The sequence below is a fragment of the Kribbella sp. CA-294648 genome (assembly GCF_050943845.1).
GTDB lineage: Bacteria > Actinomycetota > Actinomycetes > Propionibacteriales > Kribbellaceae > Kribbella.
This window is the reverse complement of record NZ_CP191981.1, coordinates 2,918,416-2,938,145: the sequence shown is the minus strand read 5'-3', so window position 1 is coordinate 2,938,145 and position 19,730 is coordinate 2,918,416. Positions and strand designations below refer to the sequence as shown.

Here is a 19,730-nt window from a genome sequence, read left to right as displayed (position 1 = left end):
CCTCTTGTTTCGGTGTCTTCCATGTATCACCGGCCGCCAAGCCTGGCCCGAGCTGGCACTCGGGCCAGGCGCTCCACGGCGCGTCACCCACACCCATGCAGAGAGAAGGACTCAACACCGTGAAAACGTCAACGCTACGCCTGCGCGCGTACATCGTCGCCGTCCTGGGCGCGCTCCTGCTGCTGGTCGCCTGCGGCCCACAGCCCGGCGTCGACCAGCTCAGCTTGGACAAGGCGACTCTCGAGAGCTGCCCGCAGGGCGTCAAGTACGCCACCAAGCTCGACCTGGACGTCAGCGGCAGCGGCCGGACAGCCGACCTGGACGCGGTCCGTCGCGACATCATCAAGGAGCAGGCCCGCATCACCGCGATCTGTGGCGGGCACCTGCTCGTCACCGTGTTCTCCGCCACCAGCGCGGCCACGGTCGCCCTGTACGACGACCAACTCACGCTCCCCGGCGCGACCGACAACGCCCGACTCCGCCGCGTTTCCAAGCTGGTCGACGACATCAGCGAGAAGGTCACCGCGGCTTACCCGCCGGCCATCAAGAAGGTGTCGCCAGCCCACAGCGACATCACCGCGCAGTTCCGGTTGGCTGCGGAGTACCGCGCCCAGCTCGGCGCGGACTACCGCCTGCGTCTGGTCATCCTGACGGACGGCTTCCAGACCGTCGGCCGCCGGGTCACGGCGCCTATTGAGATCGCCCAAGCCCGCGCGGTCGGCATGACCGTCAACGTCCCCCGCTTGCCCGACGCCACGGTCACGGTGGCCGGGGTCGGCAAGGTGGCGGCCGGATCGGCTCCTAGCTCCGGGATGACCAACGCCCTCATCGGGTTCTGGCAGGGCGTCTGCCAGCGCTCCAAGGCCGCAGAGTGCACCGTCGTCACCGACTACGTGGCGGGGCGGTGAGCACGGTGAGCCGCCACGATCTACGCGCCGTGGATGCAGCGACCGAAGAGGCTGACTCGATCATCCTCCAGCTGATCGACCGCGCCGGAGCCGTCCCACGTCCGGACAACGTGAAGGAGTTCCACTCCGAGCGCGAGTACCACGCCAAGGCGCAGACCCAGACCGAGACCTACACGGCAGACGGCGAGGCCGCAGCCCGCGAGGCGACGGTGACCGCGGCTGGGCTGGAGTCGGCCGCCACCGCCGCAACCGGGATGATCACCGGGGCAGCGTCGGGCGTCGAGGCGGCCCGAGACCTGTTGGCTCACGCGCTGCGGACTCTGGGTCATCTCGCCCGGCGGAACACGCCGGCCAAGGTCCGCTACTGGCTCTGCCTCATCCTGCTTTGCCTCGGTGACACCGCGGGCATCCTCGGCGCAGCCATCACCTTGGGCGAGATCCCGCTCGTCGCACTCGGCCAGGCCGTCGCCACCGGCGTCGCCGCCATCACGGCAGGCCAAGCCGGAGGAGACCTCAAGGACCTGCGGCTCGCTCGCGTCCGGCAACGCGACCTCGAGGGCCTGACCGAAGACGAGCAGCGCTACTGGCAGTTCTTCAGCGGCATCGAGGCAGGCGTTTCCACCATGAAGCTGGTCGGGGCCTTGAGCGCAACCATCGTGGTGATCATCAGCGTTGGCATCTTCAGCTTGCGCCTGTCGGTCGAGGGCCTGACCTCCGGCATTGCCTTCGGGATGCTGGCTGCCGCCACGGCGCTCGGCTCGTTCCTGGCGAACTACAGCTACACCGACGAGATCGCCGACTACCTTGCACGCACTGAGCGCACCTACGCCAAGGCGATCAAGGCACACCGCAAGCTCGCCGCCGACCCGGCCATCCGGCAGCGCGCCGAAGCGCTCGCTGGGGCCAGCTCGATCAAGGCCGAGCACGCCCACCGCGGCCGGGCGGCCTGGTGGCAGCTACAGGCGCTGTCGCAGCGCATCCTGCGCCGCAACCCCGGCGTCGCCGGACACGGCACCGCCACTGAGCAGCCCGAGGTCATCGGACGACGGTTCCGCGGTGATGCCGCATGATCCGCGCCGTCCAACTCTGTCCCGTCCATCTACTGGCGACCGAGCTGCGCTGGACCTCCGGCAGCATCACGACCAACCGGGCAAAGCTCTCCTACCAGCTCGGCAACCCCGGCCGCCCATCGCCGGAACCAACCATCACGATCGTCATCACCGACGACTCCGGCTCGGTCATCGGCCCGGCCGGAGCCGACCCGGTCTCCAACCGCTACGACGAAGCCTGGCGCGCCTTCCGGGCGATCGGTCGGCGCGGCGCCGGGCACGAACTTGGCGCGGTGCTGCACTTCGACGCCCCAACTAGCGGCGACGTGCCACCCACACCGCTCACGCGGAGCGGGCTGCAGCGACTGCGCTCCGGTCTCCATGTCCCCCGCGACGCCGCCGGCACCAGCTGCCTCGGGACCTCCCTCCAGGCCGCTGCGGAAATGGCGGACCACTACGCGAACTACGAAGCCATGCTGATCGTGCTCAGCGACTTCGAGTTGTTCGACGACAACGTCTCCCAGGTGCTCGACGATCTGGCCAACTTCCCCGGCGACGTCCACGCCGTGATCCTCGGCGGCACGCCGGTAGACGGCGTTCTCCACGATCGAATCCGGGTCACCCCGGCGAACTACGACGACCCGCCGGGAACCGTCGCACGGGCCGTTTTCGGCGGTCTGACGGCACGCCGTCCCGGTAGTTGGGTGGCCGACCAATGACCGACGATCCCGGTCCCAGCCGCGACCCGTTCCGCTGGATCTGGCGCGCCAGCTTGTTCATCTTCGGCTCCGTCGTGCTGCTCAACCTCGCGATCGCCTACCTCCAGCCGATCTTGCCGTGGCTCGTCGGCGCGGCGGGCATCGCGCTGGTGCTGTGGGTCGTGATCACGGTCATCCGGTGGCGACGGAATCGTTGGTAAATAGACAACTAAATATTGCCCATAAACAAGAGGGCAAGCGCCAGGGAACGCTCTGTTCTTATCGGTGTTGTGGAATCTTGAAAAACTATTGGCCGTTGCGTGCGTGCACCATATAACTAATACAGAACGTTGCACGCACGCAACGGAAAGGAGGGTATATATGAGCAAGAAAAGAAAGGGTAAGAACCCGAGAGATACACGCGAGTACAGGCTGTCAGTACGTGCCGTGCGACGCGAAACCCCAGATATCAACAAGTTGGCTCGCGCCATCATCGACTTGGCGATGGCGCAGGCCGAACGCGAAGCACAAGCCGAGCAGGAAGCTCAAACAGCGAGCGAAGTCGCCGACGACGACAAATCGAGGAACGCTAGTGAATAGACACCTCGATGAACTGGTCTGGCTGCAACTGCACTTTCAACGGCCAGTTGCGCCGCTCCGTGTGCTGGAACTTCTCCAGCTCTGGAGCGGTGACCCGCGCAACCCGCGGCTCGTGCTGGAGGCGCGATCCGGACGGACGTTGCAACTCCTTCTCGGCGTCCCCCGTCGGGCCGAGAGCAACATCAAGGCCAGTATTCAGGCCCTGATCTCCGGCACGCGCTTCACGACCGACGACGTGCACCGGCCGTCCGTGTCGCATGCGGCGTCGGTTCGGCTGACCAGCCATAGCCGAGCACTGCGCACGGACGATCCCGAACCGTCGACGCGCGCCGTCCTGGCCGCACTCGGACGCGTGGCCGGGACGGAAGAAGTGGTGCTGCAGCTCGTCCTCGGCCCTCGCAAAGCGGCCCGAGCTGTCCCAGCGCGACCGACACCGCTATCGGTGCTCGGTCCGCGGCCGGCGGATCGGACCGACAGCGAAGCCCGCAGCGCTCTGCGCGCCAAGCAGAAGCTGTCCGGGTTCGACTGCACCATCCGACTAGGCGTCACCGCCCCTAGTCCACAGCGCCGACAGACCCTGATCGCCGGCATCTTGAGCGCGCTGCGCACCACGGAGATGCCGGGCGTCCGCATCCGCCTCGTCCGCGAAGCGTCTCGCAAGATCAATGGCGCGCTCAGCCCGTGGTGGTGGCCGCTCGCCCTCAATAGCGCCGAAGTCCTCGGCCTCATCGGTTGGCCGATCGGTGACTCAGACTTTCCCGGCGTTCACGGACTTCACCCCCGCCTACTTCCACCGTCCGATCAGCTGTCCGCGACACCGGATCGAGTCGTGGCCACCGCGACCGCCCCCGGTCACAGCGCGGCCATCGGTCTCGACGTGGGCGGCTCCCTCCGCCACACCTGGGTCCTCGGCCCGAACGGCACCGGCAAGTCCACATTGCTCGCCAACCTAGCCGTGCAGGACATCGCCAGCGGGCGCGGCGTCGTGATCATCGAGCCGAAAGGCGATCTGGTCACCGACATCCTCGAGCGAATGCCAGCACACCGCCTGGACGATGTCGTCATCCTCGATCCGACCGACAACTCCCCTGTCGGACTCAATCCGCTCAGTGGAAGCGGCCGCGAAGAAACCCGGGTCGAAGGGCTACTCAGCGTCTTCCGCTCGCTCTACGCCGACTCCTGGGGGCCACGCACCCAAGACGTCGTGCACTCGTCACTTCTGACGCTGGCCCGGCGCGGTGACGCCTCGATCGCTATGGTGCCGCTGCTACTGACCAACACCGGCTTTCGCCGCTCCGTCGTGCGTCGAGTTGCCGCTGCCGATCCCGTCGCCCTTGGGCCATTCTGGGCCTGGTACGACGCGCTATCGGACGGCGAGCGGGCCACCGTCATCGCCCCGATTATGAACAAGCTCCGCCCGTTCCTGCTAAACCCTGGCCTGCGCGCCATGGTCGGGCAACGCGCACCGCGGATCACCATGAACCAGATCCTGCGCGAAGGGAAGATCCTGCTCATCCCGCTCCGCAAGCAGATCGTCGGGGCCGAGGCGTCCCGCCTCGTTGGGTCGCTCGCCGTCGCGGAGCTGTGGCAGGCCATTCAGGGCCGGCTTGCGCTTCCTGCGGGAGCACGGCGACCCGTCATGGTCTACATCGACGAGGTACAGGACTACCTGCACTTGCCGACCGACCTGGCCGACGCCCTCGCCCAAGCTCGCGGACTGGGCGCCGGGTTCACGCTCGCTCACCAGTACGCCTCGCAGCTGTCCCCTGCGATGCGCGCCGGCTTCGTCGGCAACATCCGCTCCCGCATCGCCTTCCAGCTCGCCCACGACGACGCCACGCTCCTCGCCAAGGGGCACCCAGAGATCACGGCCGACGACTTCACCGCGCTCCCCGCGTTCAACGTCTACGCCAGCCTCGCCACCAGCAACGGCCAGGTGACCCCGTACGCGTCCGGCCGCACCTCGGCACTTCCGCCACCGTCCAGCGATCCCGACGCCCTGCGCCGTCTCAGTCAGACCCAGTATGGCCAGGCTCTCGATCAGGTCGAGCGCGAGCTTGCCGAACTGGTCGAAGTGGAAGCCACTAGCACCGACACGACAGGCGGCAGCGGCCGGAAACGGAGGACGTCATGACCGACTTCCCCCACAACCCGGAGCTTCGCATCGCTCGTCCTGTCGCGTCGAGCAACGATCCGCATACCCGCAGGTCAGACGCTAGAGCCCCCCGATTAAGTGTCCGGAATAGTTCTCCCATCTCCGATGCTCAACTACGCGCCACCCACCCCAGCAAGCAGCGAACCGGCCACCTCGACCTCGCCAGTCTCCGCCACAACCTCAGTCCCCGAGATCTCGCGATTTTGCGCTCGATTTCGGCTCACCGGTTCCTGACTACCCGACACGTCCGGGTCTTGCACTTCAGCGACCACGCCTCCGAGCTGAGCGCCACCCGCAGCAGCAACCGCGTCCTTCGCCGACTCAGTCGAGACAAGCTGATCGCCGCTCTCGATCGACGCGTCGGCGGTGTCCGCGCCGGATCGGCTGGGTATGTCTGGCGCGTCACCGCTGCCGCGTACCGACTGCTCCAGACCGAAGACGGCGAAGGCATCTCGCGCCGCTACCGGGAACCATCCCAACGACTCCTCGCCCACACACTGGCTATCGCCGACACCCACGTTGCGCTCAATCGAGCCGCAAGCAGCGACAGCCTCGAACTCGTCACTGTCCAGGTTGAACCGGGAAGCTGGCGACGCTTCCTCGGCATCGGCGGCGAATCCCGACTCCTGCGCCCAGACCTGGCCGTCGTCACCGCGCAGGCCGAGTACGAAGACCACTGGTTCATCGAGGTCGACCTCGGCACTGAGCACCCACCAACCGTCATCCGCAAGTGCCACCTGTACGAGGACTACCGGCGAAGCGGCAACGAGCAAGACGCCCACGGGCTGTTCCCCCGCGTGCTCTGGGTCGTCCCGAACCAGCAGCGGGCCGACAAGCTCACAACCGCGATCACCGAGGCCAAGCTCGACCCCGCCCTGTTCCGCGTCGTCACCACCGATCAGCTCATACCGGCCGTGATCGGAGGGGCGGCATGACCCAAGCACTCCGAAACACCATCCTTGTCGGTGACGCCCTCGACCAGCTCCGCCGTCTTCCCAGCGAGTCGGTCGACATGGTGCTGACCAGCCCGCCGTACTACAACCTGCGCAACTACCAGATCGGTGGGCAGCTCGGCCAGGAATCGAACATCCACGAGTGGGTCAGCAATCTGACCGCGGTGGCCGGCGAAGTCCGGCGAGTCCTGACGCCAACCGGCACCTTCTGGCTGAACGTGGCGGATCGGTACTCGATCCACGACCGCGAGGGCTCACCACGCAAGAGCCTGCTGCTGGGGCCGGCGCGACTGTCAGCAGCGCTCGCGGCAGACGGCTGGTTGGTCAGAAACCAGATCATCTGGAGCAAGACCAACCCCATGCCGTCGAGCGTCCCCGATCGGCTGACCACCACCTACGAAGTCGTCTACCTGCTCACCAAGCAGCGGAGCTACTTCTTCGACCTCGACGCCATCCGCGTCCCGCACACCAGCAAGGCCACCACGCCGCAGGCTTCGGCCAAGGACGCCATCCCTAGGCAGTGGCGCGCTCGCTCGACGGACAACATTCGCGGCTTGGTCTCCCTCAAACAGCGCGGCATCGTCGGGCACCCACTCGGCAAGAACCCCGGCGACGTCTGGCGACTGCCGACCTCGACCTACCGAGGAGCGCACTTCGCCACCTTCCCGGAGCGCCTAGCCGAACGAGCGATTCTTGCCGGCAGTCCGGAAGCTCGTTGCTCGAACTGCTTCAAGCCACACCAGCGAGTGACACGACGCCTTGGGGCTACGGCGATCCGCGGCACGCTCCTAGCGACCTGCGCCTGTGAGGCACCAAGTGAACCCGCCATCGTGCTTGATCCCTTCATGGGCGCGGGCACCACCGCCGTCGCCGCAGAGAAGCACGGCCGGGACTGGCTCGGCATCGAGCTCAATCCAGACTTCGCCGCCCTGGCAAGCGACCGGATCACCACCGCCAGGGCATCCCCGGAGAGCACTGCCGCATGACGGCCGACTCTCTCCCGAACCAACCAACACGAAAGGAGGTGACATGAGTGAACATCTACCCCGACCACAACCAAACCCCGAAGCCGTCAACAGCTACGGCACCGACGACCCCGAGAAGCAAGCCGAGATCGAAGCTGCCCGGACCGCGGCAGCCGAGGAGCGCCGAGCCAACCGAGAGAAGCTGGAACGGTACGTCAGCTACGGCCTCAACGAAGAGGACGCCCAAGGTCTCATCGAGCACGAAGAAATGCTGGCCGCTCGCCGGGAAGCTCTCGCGACCAGCAATCCCGAAGAGGGCGAAGCGGACAAGCGCATCCGACCGCGGATCTACGTCCGTTCCCTGGTCGATTACACCGAAGGCCACGACATCGGGGACTGGATCGACGCCAGCCAAGACCTCGAGGACATCCAGCGCGACGTGCACTCGATCCTGTCCCGCTCGCTGCACGCCCACTGGACCGGCGAGCCAGCCGAGGAGTGGGCCATCCACGACCAAGACGGCTTCGGCTCGCTCACGTTGCACGAGTACGAATCACTCGACGTGGTCTGTGCCTTGGGCAAGGGCATACATGAGCACGGCTTGCCCTTCGCCGCGTGGGCGGAGATCAACGACGTGCGCGACACCTACACGCTCAACCGGTTCGAGGCTGCCTACTTCGGCGCCTACGACAGCCGGGAAGCCTACGCGGAGCACGTCTTCGAGGAGATGGAGGGCGAGAAGGAGCTTGAGGCCCTGCCGGACTGGGTGCGCGACGTCGTCCGCGTCGACTACGAACGCATGACCCACGAGATGGAGACCAGCGGCGAAGTCCGCTTCGTCGACCACCCCGGCGGTGTCTGGGCCTTCAACGGCCGGGTCTGATCCGACCACCTGCACTTTGACAACTCAAACGGAAACCGACCACTCGTCGGTGCCGTGCAGCCGCCACCGTCATCCCGCCCAGGGATGGCCGGCTGCACCAACACCGAGGAGGTCTCGCTCATGAGCGAGGAAGAGAACCCGACCAGGCCGCAGAGCTACAAGACAATCGGGGTGAAGCTCCAACACCCGATCCACGCTCAGCTGAGCGCCGTCACCGAGATCGACGACATCCCACTTCAGGTGGCGTTGGTCCGGGGCGCAAAGCTTCTGATCGAGTCCAGGCGGACCGATCCGAAGTTCCAGGCCAAGGTCGCCGCGAGGTCCGAGAGGATCAAGCGCGAGGCCGAAGAGCAGGTACTCGCCATCACGGCACTGCTCGACGCCGGTACACCGGACGCTGTCCCCACTCCCGAAGAGGGGGCCAGCCTCGAGCAGCTTGAGGCGGCGATCAGCCTGGGCGAACAGGCGGCCGAGCTGGCGGCAGAGGTTTCCACTCCGGAAGCCAATACCGACCACAGCGACACCGCTGCGAGCGAGGACGCTCCGTCTGACGACGGGGCAACCGAGCCGCCGGCCGAATCGGAAGCCAAGAAGACGACCCGGCGACGGGCGTCCACTCCGAAGAGCTGAGGCTCCTCGGTAACCAACGTCCCACTCCCCTGACGGGTTGAGCGGGACACCACCCGCGGGTGGGAGGCGAGGGCGCTAACACGCCCGCCTCCCACCCAATAATCCCAGAATGCAAACACAAGGACAGGCTTTCCTATTATCGTCAATGTTCGTTGTAGAATCTGTCATTTTCGTTGCGTGGGCGCAACGGTAGGCGGATAATTGAATGGAAAGGAAATCACGAATAGGAGCAATAAAATGGGCACGGAGTCACTTCAACAATTAGCTGAGATCATCAAGGATGCGCGCACATCTAAGGGCTACTCCGCAAGCGCACTGGCTCGGCACGCAGGCGTGCAGACAAGCACCATCACACGACTCGAAGCAGCCCAGTTCCAGCATCCATCCCCGGAAACCTTAGTGTCGGTGGCGCGAGTCCTCGAAATCTCAGCCTCAGACTTGTTCGCCTGCCTCAACTGGATGCCAAGGGAGCAGTTACCTAGCTTTACTCCATACCTACGGGCCAAGTACGGCGCGCTCCCTCCGCAGGTCCAAGAGAAGCTAGAAAACCACTTCACCAAAGTAGTTCGACGCTACGGATACGAATGCAACGGCCCAGAGCCGGGACAGGATGAATTCTGAGCATTTCGCATCAAGCAATAACCCCGAGAGGAGGGACAACCATGAACGACAAACCAACCACGAGCATCCTTGCCGACCTCCGCTCGGCCATACCGCCCCATAAGGTCACTTTTGCTCAAGCCAAGCGCATCGCTGAGCGACAGGCCAACCGGCTCCTTGCCCTCAGCGGCATCACGACAGGACCAATTCCAAGCGGCACTATCATCCGCAAGCTTCCTCGGATTCGTATTGTGACTGACGAACTGCCAGCGAGCGTCAGCGGGACCACCCACTGGAGCGGCACTCATTGGATCATCGTGCTCAACCAAACCGAGCCCGCCGTACGCCAGCGCTTCACCCTGATGCACGAGTTCAAGCACATCATCGACCACGGTCAAATCGAGCAGCTGTACACGGGCAACTCCCGATACACAGCGATCGAACAGGCCGAACGAGCGGCCGACTACTTCGCCGCGTGCTACCTCATGCCGAAGAGACTTCTCAAAGCCGCATGGTCTCGCGGCCTCCAGACATCAGCGCGGCTCGCCCGTGAGTTCGACGTCTCGACACTGGCAATGGAAGTTCGTCTCAGTCAGACCCGGATCAACGCAGTTCGAGACACCGGTCTGAGGCTGCCTTCCTACGCGATGACTCATGCTCGGCACGCCATGACGGTTCGTCCACTCACCGCAGAAGGAGTGTAGACACCATGTCACTCGCTCAAGAAGCCGTCAGTAGCGCTCCGCTCGAAAGGCGCAAACGATTCGTTCTCTACCTTCGAGTGTCAACACCTTCGCAGGTGAACACCGACTACGACCCAGAGGGTATCTCGATTCCTGCTCAACGAGAGGCCGGCTTGCGGAAGGGAGCAGCGCTAGAGGCCGACCTCGTCCGCGAGTTCATCGAGCCTGGGCGAAGTGGAACATCTGTCGACAAGCGTCCCGTCTTCCAAGAGATGCTGGCGTGGCTCAAGGAACAGGGAGACATCGACTACGTCATCGTCTACACCTTTTCTCGGGCGTTCCGAAACGCCGTTGACGCTGGGATCACCAAGCGCACGCTCCGCAAGTACGGCACTCGCGTCGTCTCGACAACGCTCGACCTCGGCGAGAGCCCCGAGAGCTCCATGATCGAGACCATCATGCACGCCGTCGACCAGTATCAGTCAGAGCAGAGCGGGGCTGACATTCGGTACAAGATGAGTCAGAAGGCGATCAAAGGGGGAACCCTCGGGCGTGCCCGCATCGGTTACCTGAACAGAACCGAAGAGTTCGACGGGCGAACCGTCCGAACAGTTGTTCTTGACCCGCAGCGCGCCCCGCTCGTCCGCCGCGTGTTCAAGCTGTTCGCCAGCGATGAGTACAGCATCCCCGATCTCCACGCCGAGGCTGAGCGCCTAGGTCTCACGACTCGTCCGACCAAGCGGTGGCCCGAACGAACCCCGTCCGAGAATCAGCTCCGCGCGATCCTTGCCGATCCGTACTACATAGGGCTCGTCACGTACGAGGGCCAGCAGTACCCGGGACGTCATGAAGCCATCATCGACGCTGCGACCTTTCAGAAGGTCCAAGACATACTTGCCGTCCGTGCACGTCGCGGCAGTCGCAACCGTGTAACGACGCACTACCTCCGCGGCCAGTTGTTCTGCGAGCGCTGCTACCAGAGTGGCCGACCTGAGACTCGCCTCATCTTCACTGAGTCGAAGGGAAACGGTGGCTACTACAGCTACTACGTCTGTCGGATGAAACAAGAAGGTATCTGCGACCTTCCTGTCCTGCCGGTCGAAAGCGTCGAGCAGGTCATCATCAACCACTACGCCACCGAACGGATGCCGCCCGGCTTCTCGGCCACGGTCAGCGACCAGGCACGGGAAGCGATACTGGAGGATCGCAAGGACTTCGACGTACGCCGGCGGAACGCCACGAAGCGCCTTCGCGAACTCGACACCCAAGAGGAGCGTCTGATCGATCTTGCGGCCGACGGCACCCTTCAGTCGGGGAAGCTCCGCGAGCGTCTCAAGAAGCTCGCCGTGGAACGAGTACGACTGACCGATGATCAGCAGGCGTCGACCGAGGTGCTTACTCAGGGGCTTGAGGTCCTCAACGCCGTGCTTCACCTTCTCGAAGATCCCCAAGCCATGTACAAGGCGGCCGCCGATGCGACCCGCCGACGGATCAACAGTGCCTTCTACGATGCTCTCTACATCTCAAGAGATGCGGTCGGGCACGTCGAACGGACCACGGTCTTCGCGGAGGTCATCAGCTCGTACCAGGAGCACCGAGCCGACGGATCGCGTACTCCCCACCCCGGACACGAACAAACGCCCTGATCCGAAGATCAAGGCGTCTGGTCAATCTACCCTGAGAGACGCACTGGCCACCTCTGGTGGTCTTTCCGTGGATCACGGTTTGAGTACGTCCATCATGGTGGAGCTTAGGGGATTCGAACCCCTGACCTCTTCCATGCCATGGAAGCGCGCTACCAACTGCGCCAAAGCCCCGCGGTGTCTTGCGGACTCCGGAAGTTTAGCGGATGGAGGGCTGCAAAGAAAAATCGGGTGGGGTGGGGGTGAAGGTGAGGAAGAGCACGTCTGAGATTGGTGGGTTGGAGGCTGGTGGGGGTGGCCTCGGGTGGTAGTTCCGGGGCGGCGTGAAGGCCGCCCGGAGAGGTGATCCGGGCGGCCTTTGGGCGCTCAGTTGAGTGGACGGCCTGGCCGGTGGACGACGGTAAAACAGCCCGACCAACCAGTCGGCAGGAGGCAAGCTGCACCCGGGCACCCAGCGCGACGGAGGAGCGCCCAAACGGGTGGGTGGGAGCGGTCGGAGCTGCGAGCGACGTAGGAGCGAGGGGCGGAGATCGCGTGGGGGTACGCCGGTGGTCAGCGTTGGGGGTCGTCGCTCATTACTGGTTCTGGGAGGGAGCCGGCGTTCCATTCTTCGATGCGCCAACCCTGGCGGCCGGGGAGCAACGAGACCCAGTTGCAGTTGGAGATGCCGCCGAAGGCGGGCCAGTTGGGCTTGGGGATGCCTAGGAAGAGGCAGATGCCTACTCGGGCTGCCAGGCCGTGAGTTGCCACTACGACGGTGTCTTCGGGTTCGCCGTGTTCTACCGCTCTTGCCAGGGCGGGCGCGAAGCGTTCGGCTACCTCTTCGACCGTTTCGCCGGCGGTGCCTCGGCGTTGGGGTTCGCCGGCTCGGATGCGGGCGGCCGCCTCCGGGTGGATGGCGGCCAGTTCGTCCATCGTCATGCCGGCCCAGTCGTCCACGTTGATCTCGCGCAGTGCTTCGTCGTACTCGATCTTGAGGCCGGTGACCGCGGCGAGTTCACCCGCTGTCGCCGCGGCGCGCTGGAGGTCGCTGGAGAACAGGCGGGTGGGGGCCAGCGACGCCAGCCTGAGGGCGGCGGCGCGGGCCTGGGCGACGCCGACGGAGTCGAGCGGGATGTCGGCCTGGCCCTGGATCTTGTCCTGCAGGTTCCACTCGGTCCGGCCGTGACGCCAGACGATCAGCCGGCCCGCGGTCATTCGGCCGAGGAGGAGGGCTTGGCAGCGGCTTCGGCGGCTTCGGGTGCCGACGCAGCTTCGGGTGCCGACGCAGCCTCAGGAGCCGGCGCGGCCTCGGAAGCCGCCGCAGCTTCGGGAGCCGACGCGGCAGGCGTCGGGTCGATGTCGGCGGAGCGGTCGGCGACCGGAGTCTGTACTGCGATGGTGCCGTCCGCGCCCGGGAGCGGGATCATCGGGCAGTCGCGCCAGAGCCGCTCGAGGGAGTAGAAGTTGCGCTCCTCGTCGTGCTGCACGTGGACCACGATCTCCAGGTAGTCGAGCAGCACCCAGCGGCCCTCGCGCGCGCCTTCGCGGCGTACCGGCTTGGCGTCGAAGTCGACCCGGAGCTTCTCCTCGATCGCGTCCACGATCGCGCGGACCTGGCGGTCGTTGGAGGCGGAGGCGACCAGGAACGCGTCGGTGATGGCCAGCTGCTCGGAGACGTCGAACGCGAGAACGTTCTCGGCCTTCTTGTCGTGGGCCGCCTCGGCGGCCGCGGTGAGCAGCTCGATGGCGCGTTCGGTGGCAGGCATTGCGGTCCTTTGCTCGTGGTGCAGGTTCTAGTGGTTGGTGTAGAGGTCGCGCTTGGCGATGTACTGGACGATCCCGTCGGGTACCAGGTACCAGGTCGGGTTGCCTTTGGCGACGCGTTGGCGGCACTCGGTCGACGAGATCGCCAGCGCCGGTACTTCGAGCAACGTGATCCGTTCCATCGGGAGCCGGTCTACGGGCAGTTCCTGGGAGGAGTACCCCGGCCTGGTACAGCCGACGAACTGGGCCAGTTTGAACATCTCGTCGACGTCGCGCCAGGTCAGGATCTGGGCCAGCGCGTCCGCACCGGTGATGAAGAACAGCTCCGCGTCCGGGTAGAGGCCGGCCAGGTCGCGCAGGGTGTCGATCGTGTACGTCGGCCCGGGCCGGTCGATGTCGACCCGGCTGACCGAGAACCGTGGGTTCGAGGCGGTCGCGATGACCGTCATCAGGTAGCGGTCCTCGGGCGGCGACACCGCCCGTTCGATCTTCTGCCAGGGCTGCCCGGTGGGCACGAAGATCACCTCGTCGAGGTCGAAGTACGACTGTACTTCGCTGGCCGCGACGAGGTGGCCGTGGTGGATCGGGTCGAAGGTACCGCCCATCACACCGAGGCGGCGGCCAGGTCGCACCCTCTCCGGGGAATCCACGTCAGCTCGATCCGCCGCTCAGCTGTGCGGCCGGCCCTTGCCGAAGACCATCGTGATGACCAGCAGCCCGACCAGGACGAACAGGGAGAACCCGCCGTACCACCAGGGCGAGATGTGCGCGGCCTCACCGGCGGCGTCGGCGACCGCGAAGTGCGGCAGAAGGAGGGAAACCATGCCTGAAGCCTATCTCTTGCCGGCCCACGCGAGCGCGACCGGTGGGCCCGGAGCCCTGCCGGTCGCGCGGGAGGTGGGTCAGCTGTGCCGGATGTAGCGGGTCAGCAGCCGGCGCCAGGCGGACGGGCCACTGTGGTCGCGCTGGTGGATCGCGGCGACACGGCGCAGTTCGTCGATGTGGGCACGGGCGACGTCGGGGGTGATCATGATTCCTTTACGAGGGTTGTAGCGGCTGGTGGAGCGGGTGGCTCCGACAGTTGAAATTGTAGCGGGAAATCTGCTACGACTCAAACGAATTGAAGGCAGATCAGCTGATCTCCCTATGAATCTGCGGTAGATGGAGGATTGCATGGACGCGATCGATCGGCAGCTGGTCGAGGCGCTGCGCGCCAACGGGCGGTCGAGCTGGGCCGAGCTCGGGCGAGTGGTGGGGCTGTCGGGTCCGAGCGTCCAGGAGCGGGTGAAGCGGCTGGAGGAGCGTGGCGTGCTGCTCGGCTACCGGGCGGTGGTCGCCCCGGACCAGGTCGGGCTGGGGACGAGCGCACTGGTGGGGCTGTTCCAGCGCGACGACGTGGAGACGGACGACGTCGTCGCCGGGGTGCGGGAGATCCCGGCGGTGGAGGACTGCTGGTTCGTGGCGGGCGACCAGGAGCTGGTGGTGAAGGTGCGGGTGGCCGACGTGACCCAGCTGGAGGCAGTGGTGGGCAGCCTGCGACGGGTCAACGGCGTGGTGCGCACCCGGACCACGGTCGTCCTGTCGACCCGCTGGGAGGCCCGGCCTGCGCCTCTACCGGAGTAGTTGCCCGTACTACGAGCCGACGGGTGCGGCTGTGCGGGCGGGCTGGGTTACATAGATGACGGCGGCTGCGGTGAGAGCTAGGGCGGCTGCGGCTGGGTAGAGGAGGTTGGGGTGGTGTTGGTAGGTGACTCCTCCCAGCGCGGGCGCCAGGAACATGCCGGAGATGGAGGCGGCGGCGTACAGGCTGGAGAAGCGGCCGGTCATGCCTTCTGGAGCCGCGTCGGCCACATGCGCAGTAGCAGTCGGCTTGTAGAGCATTTCGCCGGCAGTGATGACCGCTACCGCGACAGCGGCTCCCGCTAGCGCCGGCCACACGCCCAAGACCGCTAGACCGATGCCGACCAAGGCGAAGCCGGTGGCGATCACGCGGGACGACAGGTGATTGCGGAGGCGGATGGCCAGTGGGGCTTCGAGTAGGACGATGACTACCGAGCTGGCGCCTATCAGTAGGCCGTACGCGACCGCAGGTGAGCCGGCATCGCGCAGCAGCAGCGGCAGGGTCGCGAAGAGTTGGCGGTAGACGGTGTCGACCACCACGATCGCCAGCAGCAGGACCAGGATCGACTTGTCTCGCCGCATCGCCCGCCACACTCCAGTGGCCTGCGCGGCGACCACTCGCGTCGCAGGCGGGACCCAGCGCCAGACAACCACTGCCAGCACCACGCTGCTCACCGCGTCGACGATGAAGACCAGGGAGAAGTTGTAGGCGGCGAGCAGGCCGCCCAGCGGCGGGCCGATGGTGAAGCCGGCGTTGCTCGCTGAGCGGGACAGCGCGATGCCTTCGCGGCGACGGTCGGCGGGGAGGGCGGTGGCAACCAGTGCACTCAGGTTTGGGCGGGTGGCGCCGCCGCAAAGGCCGGCGACCGCGGCAAGGACTGCGAGACCGGCTACGGGCACTGCTGGCATCGCCAGGCAGGCGGCTGCCCAGGTGAGCTGACTGGCGACCGCAGCCCGTCGCAGGCCGAAGCGGTCGCCGAACCAGCCCCCGCTGAGGTTCCCGAGCAACAGGCCCACCCCGTACGCCGCGGCCGCGAACCCGGCCTCCTGCGGGGACATCCCGCGATCCTCGACCAGGTAGAGCGTGAGGTAGATCCAGGCGAGGGAACCGGCCGCGCTGACCAGTTGGCCGAGCATCACGGCTTTGAGCCAGCCGGGCAGTTCCGCCACGCGACGCCAGTACATTCGTCCACCCCGTCATCCTGGTAAGTTCCCAAGAGGAACTTACAGAGCCGGATAGCGTAGCTGCAAGTGGAGGGAGGCAGTCGTGCGGCGTAGCAGCTTCTCCCCCGAGCCCGACTGTGCGATCGCCCAGTCGCTCGGGGTGGTCGGTGACGGGTGGGAGTTCCTGATCATCCGTGACCTCGCGCGCGGGCTGGACCGGTTCGAGCTGCTGGCCGAGTCCCTGCACATCTCCCGCAAGGTGCTGACCGAGCGGCTGAACGGGCTGCTCGACAACGGGATCGCCGAGCGTACGGCGTACCAGAACCGCCCGGCCCGCTACTCCTACCAGCTCACCCCTCGCGGCCGCGCGCTCCTCCCCGTGCTGGTCGCCTTGCAGGACTGGGGCGACCGCTGGCTGCTCGGCGACGGAGACCTGACCGGCACCAACGCTCCCGAGGAGCCCACTGCCCACCGCATCCATCAGCTCGTCGGCCGCCGCATCCCGGACGGGCTGACCCTGCCCGCAGGCGCAGTACTGCGGGACGTGGTCGATGTCGGCGCGCACGCGACCGTGCTGTTCGGATACCCAGCCACCGGGCGGCCGACCAGGCTCCCGGACGGGTGGGCCGACATCGCCGGCGCATCGGGCTGCACCCTGGAGAACAAGCTCTTCGCCGAGAAGGCCGCGGAGTTCACGGCGGCCGGCATCGCCGTCCACGGCGTGAGCACGCAGCGGCCCGACGAGCAGAGCGCGTTCGCCGAACTCGAGGGCATCCAGCACGTGCTGCTCTCAGATACCGACCTGACCTTGACCGCCGCGCTCCGACTACCCACGTTCCGGGCCGGCGGGTACGAGCGCCTCAAGCGGCTGATCCTGATCGTGGCGCCGACCCGCGAGATCAAGGCGGTCCTCTACCCGATCATCGACATCCCGGCAGCCATCGACTGGGCCTACCAGACGGCTCGCGAACTGTGACAGCGGTCGAAGTCTGGTGGGCCCGTACTACGGACGCGCGGCCGGGCCTGGTCGGTGAACTGAACGCGGTCGAGCGCGAGCGACTGGCCGCCTACGCGCGCGACGAGGACAAGAACCGCTTCCTGGTCGGGTGCGCGATCGTCAGGCGAGTGATCGCGACGAAGCTGGAGTTGTCACCGGCAGACGTCGTCCTCGACCGGACCTGCCCCGACTGCGGTCGCCACCATGGGAAGGTCAGCGCCGAAGGAGTGCAGCTCTCGGTGTCGCATTCGGGTGATCGCATCGTGGTTGCCTTCCACCCGTCGGCGGCCGTCGGCGTCGATGTCGAGCTGATCAACCCCGCGATCGACGCCGACTCGCTCGCCTCGGTGAGCCTGTCCGACCTGGAGGCCGCCGAACTCGCCGGCTTCGCACCGACGGCTCGCGCGCGGGCGTTCACGCAGTACTGGACTCGTAAGGAAGCTGTGGTGAAGGCGACCGGCGACGGGATCCGCGCGGACCTGCGCAAGGTGATCGTCAGCGCACCCGACCGGCCGCCGGCGCTGCGGGAATGGGCCGGGCACGATGGGCCGGTTCAGCTCATGGATCTGCCGGCCGGAGTCGAGTACGCCGCCGCGCTCGCGATCCTCTCGGATCAGGTGCCGGAAGTTCGCTCTTTCGATGCCGGGCCGCTGCTCAGGTCCTGAGCTGGCCTTCCCCGATGACGACGTACTTCGTCGAGGTCATCTCCGGCAGCCCCATCGGGCCGCGCGCGTGCAGCTTCTGCGTCGAGATCCCGATCTCCGCGCCGAACCCGTACTCACCACCGTCGGTGAACCGCGTGCTCGCGTTCACCACCACCGCTGCGGAGTCGACCGCCTGCACGAACCGCCGGGCCGCGGCCTGCGAGCGGGTGATGATCGCGTCGGTATGCGCCGAGCTGTACTTGCGAATGTGCTCGACCGCGCCCTCCAGATCGGGCACCACAGCGGCCGACAGATCCAGCGAGCTGTACTCCGTGCCGTAGTCCTCGTCGGTTGCCGCGACAACATTCTTGCCAGCGGCAACTACCGTCGGGTCGCCATGCACGGTGACACCCGCCTCTGCCAGTGCGGGCAGCGCCTTGCCGAGGAACTCATCAGCCACGTCGGCGTGCACGAGCAGCGACTCTGCCGCGTTGCAGACGCTCGGGCGCTGGGTCTTGGAGTTGAGCAGAATCGTCAACGCGAGATCCAGGTCGGCCTCGGCGTCGACGTAGACGTGGCAGTTGCCGACGCCGGTCTCGATCACGGGCACAGTCGACTCGGACACCACGGTCTGGATCAGGCCGGCGCCACCGCGCGGGATCAGGACGTCGACCAGGCCGCGCGCCTGCATGAGTTCCTTGACGGCTGCGCGGTCGCCGGGCACACCCTGGATCACGTCCGCGGGCAGACCGGCCTCGACCACGGCGGAGCGCAGTACCTCGATGATCGCCGCGTTGGAGGAGGCGGCCGACGATGAACCGCGAAGGAGCACCGCGTTGCCGGACTTCAGGCAGATGCCGGCCGCGTCGGCGGTCACGTTCGGGCGGGCCTCGTAGATGATGCCGACGACGCCGAACGGCACGCGCACCTGGCGCAGCTCGAGACCGTTCGGGAGGGTATAGCCGCGGACCACCTCACCGACCGGGTCGACCAGCCCGGCGAGCTGCTCGAGCCCGGCGGCCATCGCATCCACCCGCGACGGGTTCAGCGCAAGGCGATCGACCGTCGACTCCGGCGTACCGGCTTCTCGCGCGGCCGCGACATCCTTCGCGTTCGCCTCGACGATCTGGTCGGTGTTGCCACGCAGCGCGGCCGCCATGGCCTTCAGCGCCGCATCCTTGGTCCCCCGGGACGCCGCGGCCAACGCATAGGAAGCCTCGCGGGCCTGCCGGCACAACTCGATGATCTCGCTCACAACTCCATCGTAGGACGATCCGCCGCGGCTCTGCGTAGTCGTCTCAGCCGGGCGACAGCGTGGGCTGCAGGCACCACTGCGGCAAGCAGAAGGTTCAGGCGAGCGTCGCTCGGGTGGATCGGTACGCCGCTGCGCTTGAGGCGGCGCCGGGCCCAGACGGAGTACGGGATGACCACCAGTGGAGTGGTGACGAGACCTGGGGTGTAGCGGCGCAGTACTGCGGACTGGGCGAGGTGTGTGCCCGCGTGGAGCCCGAAACCGGCCAGGGATGCCTGGAAGAACTTGCTGCGCCCACCCGTCCGTGCCCCGGAGGCCGCTGCAGCAGCCATCACCAGGCCCGTCAGACCGATCGCTGTGGTGGCCTCTGCCCGAGACATCGGCAGCTGGTCAAGGACGGCCGCTGGCGCGTGCGGTAGCACTGCGCGGACCTGCTCCGGCGCCTCCTGCGACCAGGACGGCATCGTCAGCAACTCCTCCAGGTCGTGCACGATCCAAGCCGCCAACAGGCCCCAAGTAATCCCTCGCACCCGCCCAACA

At 66.4% G+C, this 19,730-nt stretch carries 22 protein-coding genes, 1 tRNA gene and 1 pseudogene; 15 read left to right on the top strand and 9 right to left on the bottom strand.

Annotated elements, in window-relative coordinates:
* Positions 1-119: 119 nt before the first annotated feature.
* The 12 genes from ACQPYM_RS14220 to ACQPYM_RS14165 all read left to right on the top strand — a co-directional run bounded on the left by ACQPYM_RS14220 (position 120) and on the right by ACQPYM_RS14165 (position 11,770).
* Positions 120-908 carry a hypothetical protein gene (locus tag ACQPYM_RS14220; protein ID WP_433020532.1) on the top strand — a complete coding sequence of 263 codons (789 nt, stop codon included), beginning with the start codon at positions 120-122 and terminating at the stop codon, positions 906-908.
* Positions 909-913: 5 nt separating this feature from the next.
* A complete protein-coding gene (locus ACQPYM_RS14215) occupies positions 914-1,978 on the top strand; it encodes a hypothetical protein (protein WP_433020530.1) in 1,065 nt (354 codons plus the stop codon).
* Entirely contained in the window at positions 1,975-2,676 is a 702-nt protein-coding gene (locus ACQPYM_RS14210; RefSeq protein ID WP_433020528.1) for a hypothetical protein, read from the top strand. Before ACQPYM_RS14215 ends, ACQPYM_RS14210 begins: the two co-directional genes overlap by 4 nt.
* Complete coding sequence (locus tag ACQPYM_RS14205; protein ID WP_433020526.1) at positions 2,673-2,876, top strand: hypothetical protein; 204 nt, start codon at positions 2,673-2,675, stop codon at positions 2,874-2,876. The genes ACQPYM_RS14210 and ACQPYM_RS14205 overlap by 4 nt, the downstream gene beginning before the upstream one ends.
* 221 nt (positions 2,877-3,097) lie before the next feature.
* Positions 3,098-5,389 carry a type IV secretory system conjugative DNA transfer family protein gene (locus tag ACQPYM_RS14200; protein WP_433020524.1) on the top strand — a complete coding sequence of 764 codons (2,292 nt, stop codon included), beginning with the start codon at positions 3,098-3,100 and terminating at the stop codon, positions 5,387-5,389.
* Positions 5,386-6,345, top strand: coding sequence for a replication-relaxation family protein (locus ACQPYM_RS14195; RefSeq protein WP_433020522.1), 960 nt, complete (start codon positions 5,386-5,388; stop codon positions 6,343-6,345). The genes ACQPYM_RS14200 and ACQPYM_RS14195 overlap by 4 nt, the downstream gene beginning before the upstream one ends.
* Positions 6,342-7,349: a DNA-methyltransferase gene (locus tag ACQPYM_RS14190; RefSeq protein ID WP_433020519.1), complete on the top strand. Its 1,008-nt coding sequence runs from the start codon at positions 6,342-6,344 to the stop codon at positions 7,347-7,349. Before ACQPYM_RS14195 ends, ACQPYM_RS14190 begins: the two co-directional genes overlap by 4 nt.
* Positions 7,350-7,392: 43 nt before the next feature.
* Positions 7,393-8,211 (top strand): antirestriction protein ArdA, encoded by an 819-nt coding sequence (locus ACQPYM_RS14185; protein ID WP_433020517.1) that lies wholly within the window; start codon positions 7,393-7,395, stop codon positions 8,209-8,211.
* 120 nt (positions 8,212-8,331) lie between these two features.
* Positions 8,332-8,841, top strand: a complete 510-nt coding sequence (locus ACQPYM_RS14180) for a hypothetical protein (RefSeq protein ID WP_433020515.1) — start codon at positions 8,332-8,334, stop codon at positions 8,839-8,841.
* A 237-nt stretch (positions 8,842-9,078) separates the two neighbouring features.
* Positions 9,079-9,462: a helix-turn-helix domain-containing protein gene (locus tag ACQPYM_RS14175; protein ID WP_433020512.1), complete on the top strand. Its 384-nt coding sequence runs from the start codon at positions 9,079-9,081 to the stop codon at positions 9,460-9,462.
* Between the two features lie 41 nt (positions 9,463-9,503).
* Positions 9,504-10,145 (top strand): ImmA/IrrE family metallo-endopeptidase, encoded by a 642-nt coding sequence (locus ACQPYM_RS14170; protein ID WP_433020509.1) that lies wholly within the window; start codon positions 9,504-9,506, stop codon positions 10,143-10,145.
* Positions 10,146-10,240: 95 nt separating this feature from the next.
* Positions 10,241-11,770 carry a recombinase family protein gene (locus tag ACQPYM_RS14165; RefSeq protein ID WP_433020506.1) on the top strand — a complete coding sequence of 510 codons (1,530 nt, stop codon included), beginning with the start codon at positions 10,241-10,243 and terminating at the stop codon, positions 11,768-11,770.
* Positions 11,771-11,865: 95 nt separating this feature from the next.
* Here ACQPYM_RS14165 and ACQPYM_RS14160 read toward each other — a convergent pair.
* The 6 genes and pseudogenes from ACQPYM_RS14160 to ACQPYM_RS14135 form a co-directional block, all read right to left on the bottom strand.
* Positions 11,866-11,941: transfer RNA gene (locus ACQPYM_RS14160), tRNA-Ala, on the bottom strand.
* Positions 11,942-12,319: 378 nt separating this feature from the next.
* On the bottom strand, positions 12,320-12,964 hold the full coding sequence (locus tag ACQPYM_RS14155; RefSeq protein ID WP_433020503.1) for a histidine phosphatase family protein: 645 nt from the start codon (positions 12,962-12,964) through the stop codon (positions 12,320-12,322).
* A 200-nt stretch (positions 12,965-13,164) separates the two neighbouring features.
* Positions 13,165-13,515: pseudogene (rsfS, locus tag ACQPYM_RS14150) on the bottom strand (ribosome silencing factor); the annotation flags it as partial.
* Between the two features lie 27 nt (positions 13,516-13,542).
* Positions 13,543-14,118, bottom strand: coding sequence for a nicotinate-nucleotide adenylyltransferase (gene nadD / locus ACQPYM_RS14145; RefSeq protein ID WP_433023271.1), 576 nt, complete (start codon positions 14,116-14,118; stop codon positions 13,543-13,545).
* Positions 14,119-14,181: 63 nt separating this feature from the next.
* Positions 14,182-14,337: a hypothetical protein gene (locus tag ACQPYM_RS14140; protein ID WP_433020500.1), complete on the bottom strand. Its 156-nt coding sequence runs from the start codon at positions 14,335-14,337 to the stop codon at positions 14,182-14,184.
* 78 nt (positions 14,338-14,415) lie between these two features.
* A complete protein-coding gene (locus ACQPYM_RS14135) occupies positions 14,416-14,544 on the bottom strand; it encodes a hypothetical protein (RefSeq protein WP_433020497.1) in 129 nt (42 codons plus the stop codon).
* Positions 14,545-14,686: 142 nt separating this feature from the next.
* On the opposite strand from ACQPYM_RS14135, the gene ACQPYM_RS14130 reads away from it, so the two are divergent.
* On the top strand, positions 14,687-15,136 hold the full coding sequence (locus ACQPYM_RS14130; RefSeq protein ID WP_360281946.1) for an Lrp/AsnC family transcriptional regulator: 450 nt from the start codon (positions 14,687-14,689) through the stop codon (positions 15,134-15,136).
* 9 nt (positions 15,137-15,145) lie between these two features.
* Here the strand turns inward: ACQPYM_RS14130 and ACQPYM_RS14125 are convergent, their stop codons facing one another.
* Entirely contained in the window at positions 15,146-16,318 is a 1,173-nt protein-coding gene (locus ACQPYM_RS14125) for an MFS transporter (RefSeq protein ID WP_433020493.1), read from the bottom strand.
* A gap of 82 nt (positions 16,319-16,400) precedes the next feature.
* Between ACQPYM_RS14125 and ACQPYM_RS14120 the strand changes: the two genes are divergently transcribed.
* A complete protein-coding gene (locus tag ACQPYM_RS14120; RefSeq protein WP_433020490.1) occupies positions 16,401-17,273 on the top strand; it encodes a winged helix-turn-helix transcriptional regulator in 873 nt (290 codons plus the stop codon).
* A complete protein-coding gene (locus tag ACQPYM_RS14115; protein ID WP_433020487.1) occupies positions 17,270-17,959 on the top strand; it encodes a 4'-phosphopantetheinyl transferase family protein in 690 nt (229 codons plus the stop codon). The genes ACQPYM_RS14120 and ACQPYM_RS14115 overlap by 4 nt, the downstream gene beginning before the upstream one ends.
* Here ACQPYM_RS14115 and ACQPYM_RS14110 read toward each other — a convergent pair.
* Both ACQPYM_RS14110 and ACQPYM_RS14105 read right to left on the bottom strand, forming a co-directional pair.
* Positions 17,949-19,193 carry a glutamate-5-semialdehyde dehydrogenase gene (locus tag ACQPYM_RS14110; RefSeq protein ID WP_433020484.1) on the bottom strand — a complete coding sequence of 415 codons (1,245 nt, stop codon included), beginning with the start codon at positions 19,191-19,193 and terminating at the stop codon, positions 17,949-17,951. The two genes, ACQPYM_RS14115 and ACQPYM_RS14110, sit on opposite strands and share 11 nt — an antisense overlap.
* Positions 19,190-19,720: an HXXEE domain-containing protein gene (locus tag ACQPYM_RS14105; protein ID WP_433020481.1), complete on the bottom strand. Its 531-nt coding sequence runs from the start codon at positions 19,718-19,720 to the stop codon at positions 19,190-19,192. Before ACQPYM_RS14105 ends, ACQPYM_RS14110 begins: the two co-directional genes overlap by 4 nt.
* Positions 19,721-19,730: the final 10 nt, after the last annotated feature.

Excerpts from the sequence above, each read along its gene's own strand:
- ACQPYM_RS14210 (WP_433020528.1), top strand. The coding sequence starts at position 1,975 with ATGATCCGCGCCGTCCAACTCTGTCCCGTCCATCTACTGGCGACCGAG.
- ACQPYM_RS14205 (WP_433020526.1), top strand. The coding sequence starts at position 2,673 with ATGACCGACGATCCCGGTCCCAGCCGCGACCCGTTCCGCTGGATCTGG.
- ACQPYM_RS14195 (WP_433020522.1), top strand. The coding sequence starts at position 5,386 with ATGACCGACTTCCCCCACAACCCGGAGCTTCGCATCGCTCGTCCTGTC.
- ACQPYM_RS14190 (WP_433020519.1), top strand. The coding sequence starts at position 6,342 with ATGACCCAAGCACTCCGAAACACCATCCTTGTCGGTGACGCCCTCGAC.
- ACQPYM_RS14185 (WP_433020517.1), top strand. The coding sequence starts at position 7,393 with ATGAGTGAACATCTACCCCGACCACAACCAAACCCCGAAGCCGTCAAC.
- ACQPYM_RS14180 (WP_433020515.1), top strand. The coding sequence starts at position 8,332 with ATGAGCGAGGAAGAGAACCCGACCAGGCCGCAGAGCTACAAGACAATC.
- ACQPYM_RS14175 (WP_433020512.1), top strand. The coding sequence starts at position 9,079 with ATGGGCACGGAGTCACTTCAACAATTAGCTGAGATCATCAAGGATGCG.
- ACQPYM_RS14170 (WP_433020509.1), top strand. The coding sequence starts at position 9,504 with ATGAACGACAAACCAACCACGAGCATCCTTGCCGACCTCCGCTCGGCC.
- ACQPYM_RS14155 (WP_433020503.1), bottom strand. The coding sequence starts at position 12,964 with ATGACCGCGGGCCGGCTGATCGTCTGGCGTCACGGCCGGACCGAGTGG.
- nadD (WP_433023271.1), bottom strand. The coding sequence starts at position 14,118 with ATGGGCGGTACCTTCGACCCGATCCACCACGGCCACCTCGTCGCGGCC.
- ACQPYM_RS14140 (WP_433020500.1), bottom strand. The coding sequence starts at position 14,337 with ATGGTTTCCCTCCTTCTGCCGCACTTCGCGGTCGCCGACGCCGCCGGT.
- ACQPYM_RS14135 (WP_433020497.1), bottom strand. The coding sequence starts at position 14,544 with ATGATCACCCCCGACGTCGCCCGTGCCCACATCGACGAACTGCGCCGT.
- ACQPYM_RS14130 (WP_360281946.1), top strand. The coding sequence starts at position 14,687 with ATGGACGCGATCGATCGGCAGCTGGTCGAGGCGCTGCGCGCCAACGGG.
- ACQPYM_RS14125 (WP_433020493.1), bottom strand. The coding sequence starts at position 16,318 with ATGTACTGGCGTCGCGTGGCGGAACTGCCCGGCTGGCTCAAAGCCGTG.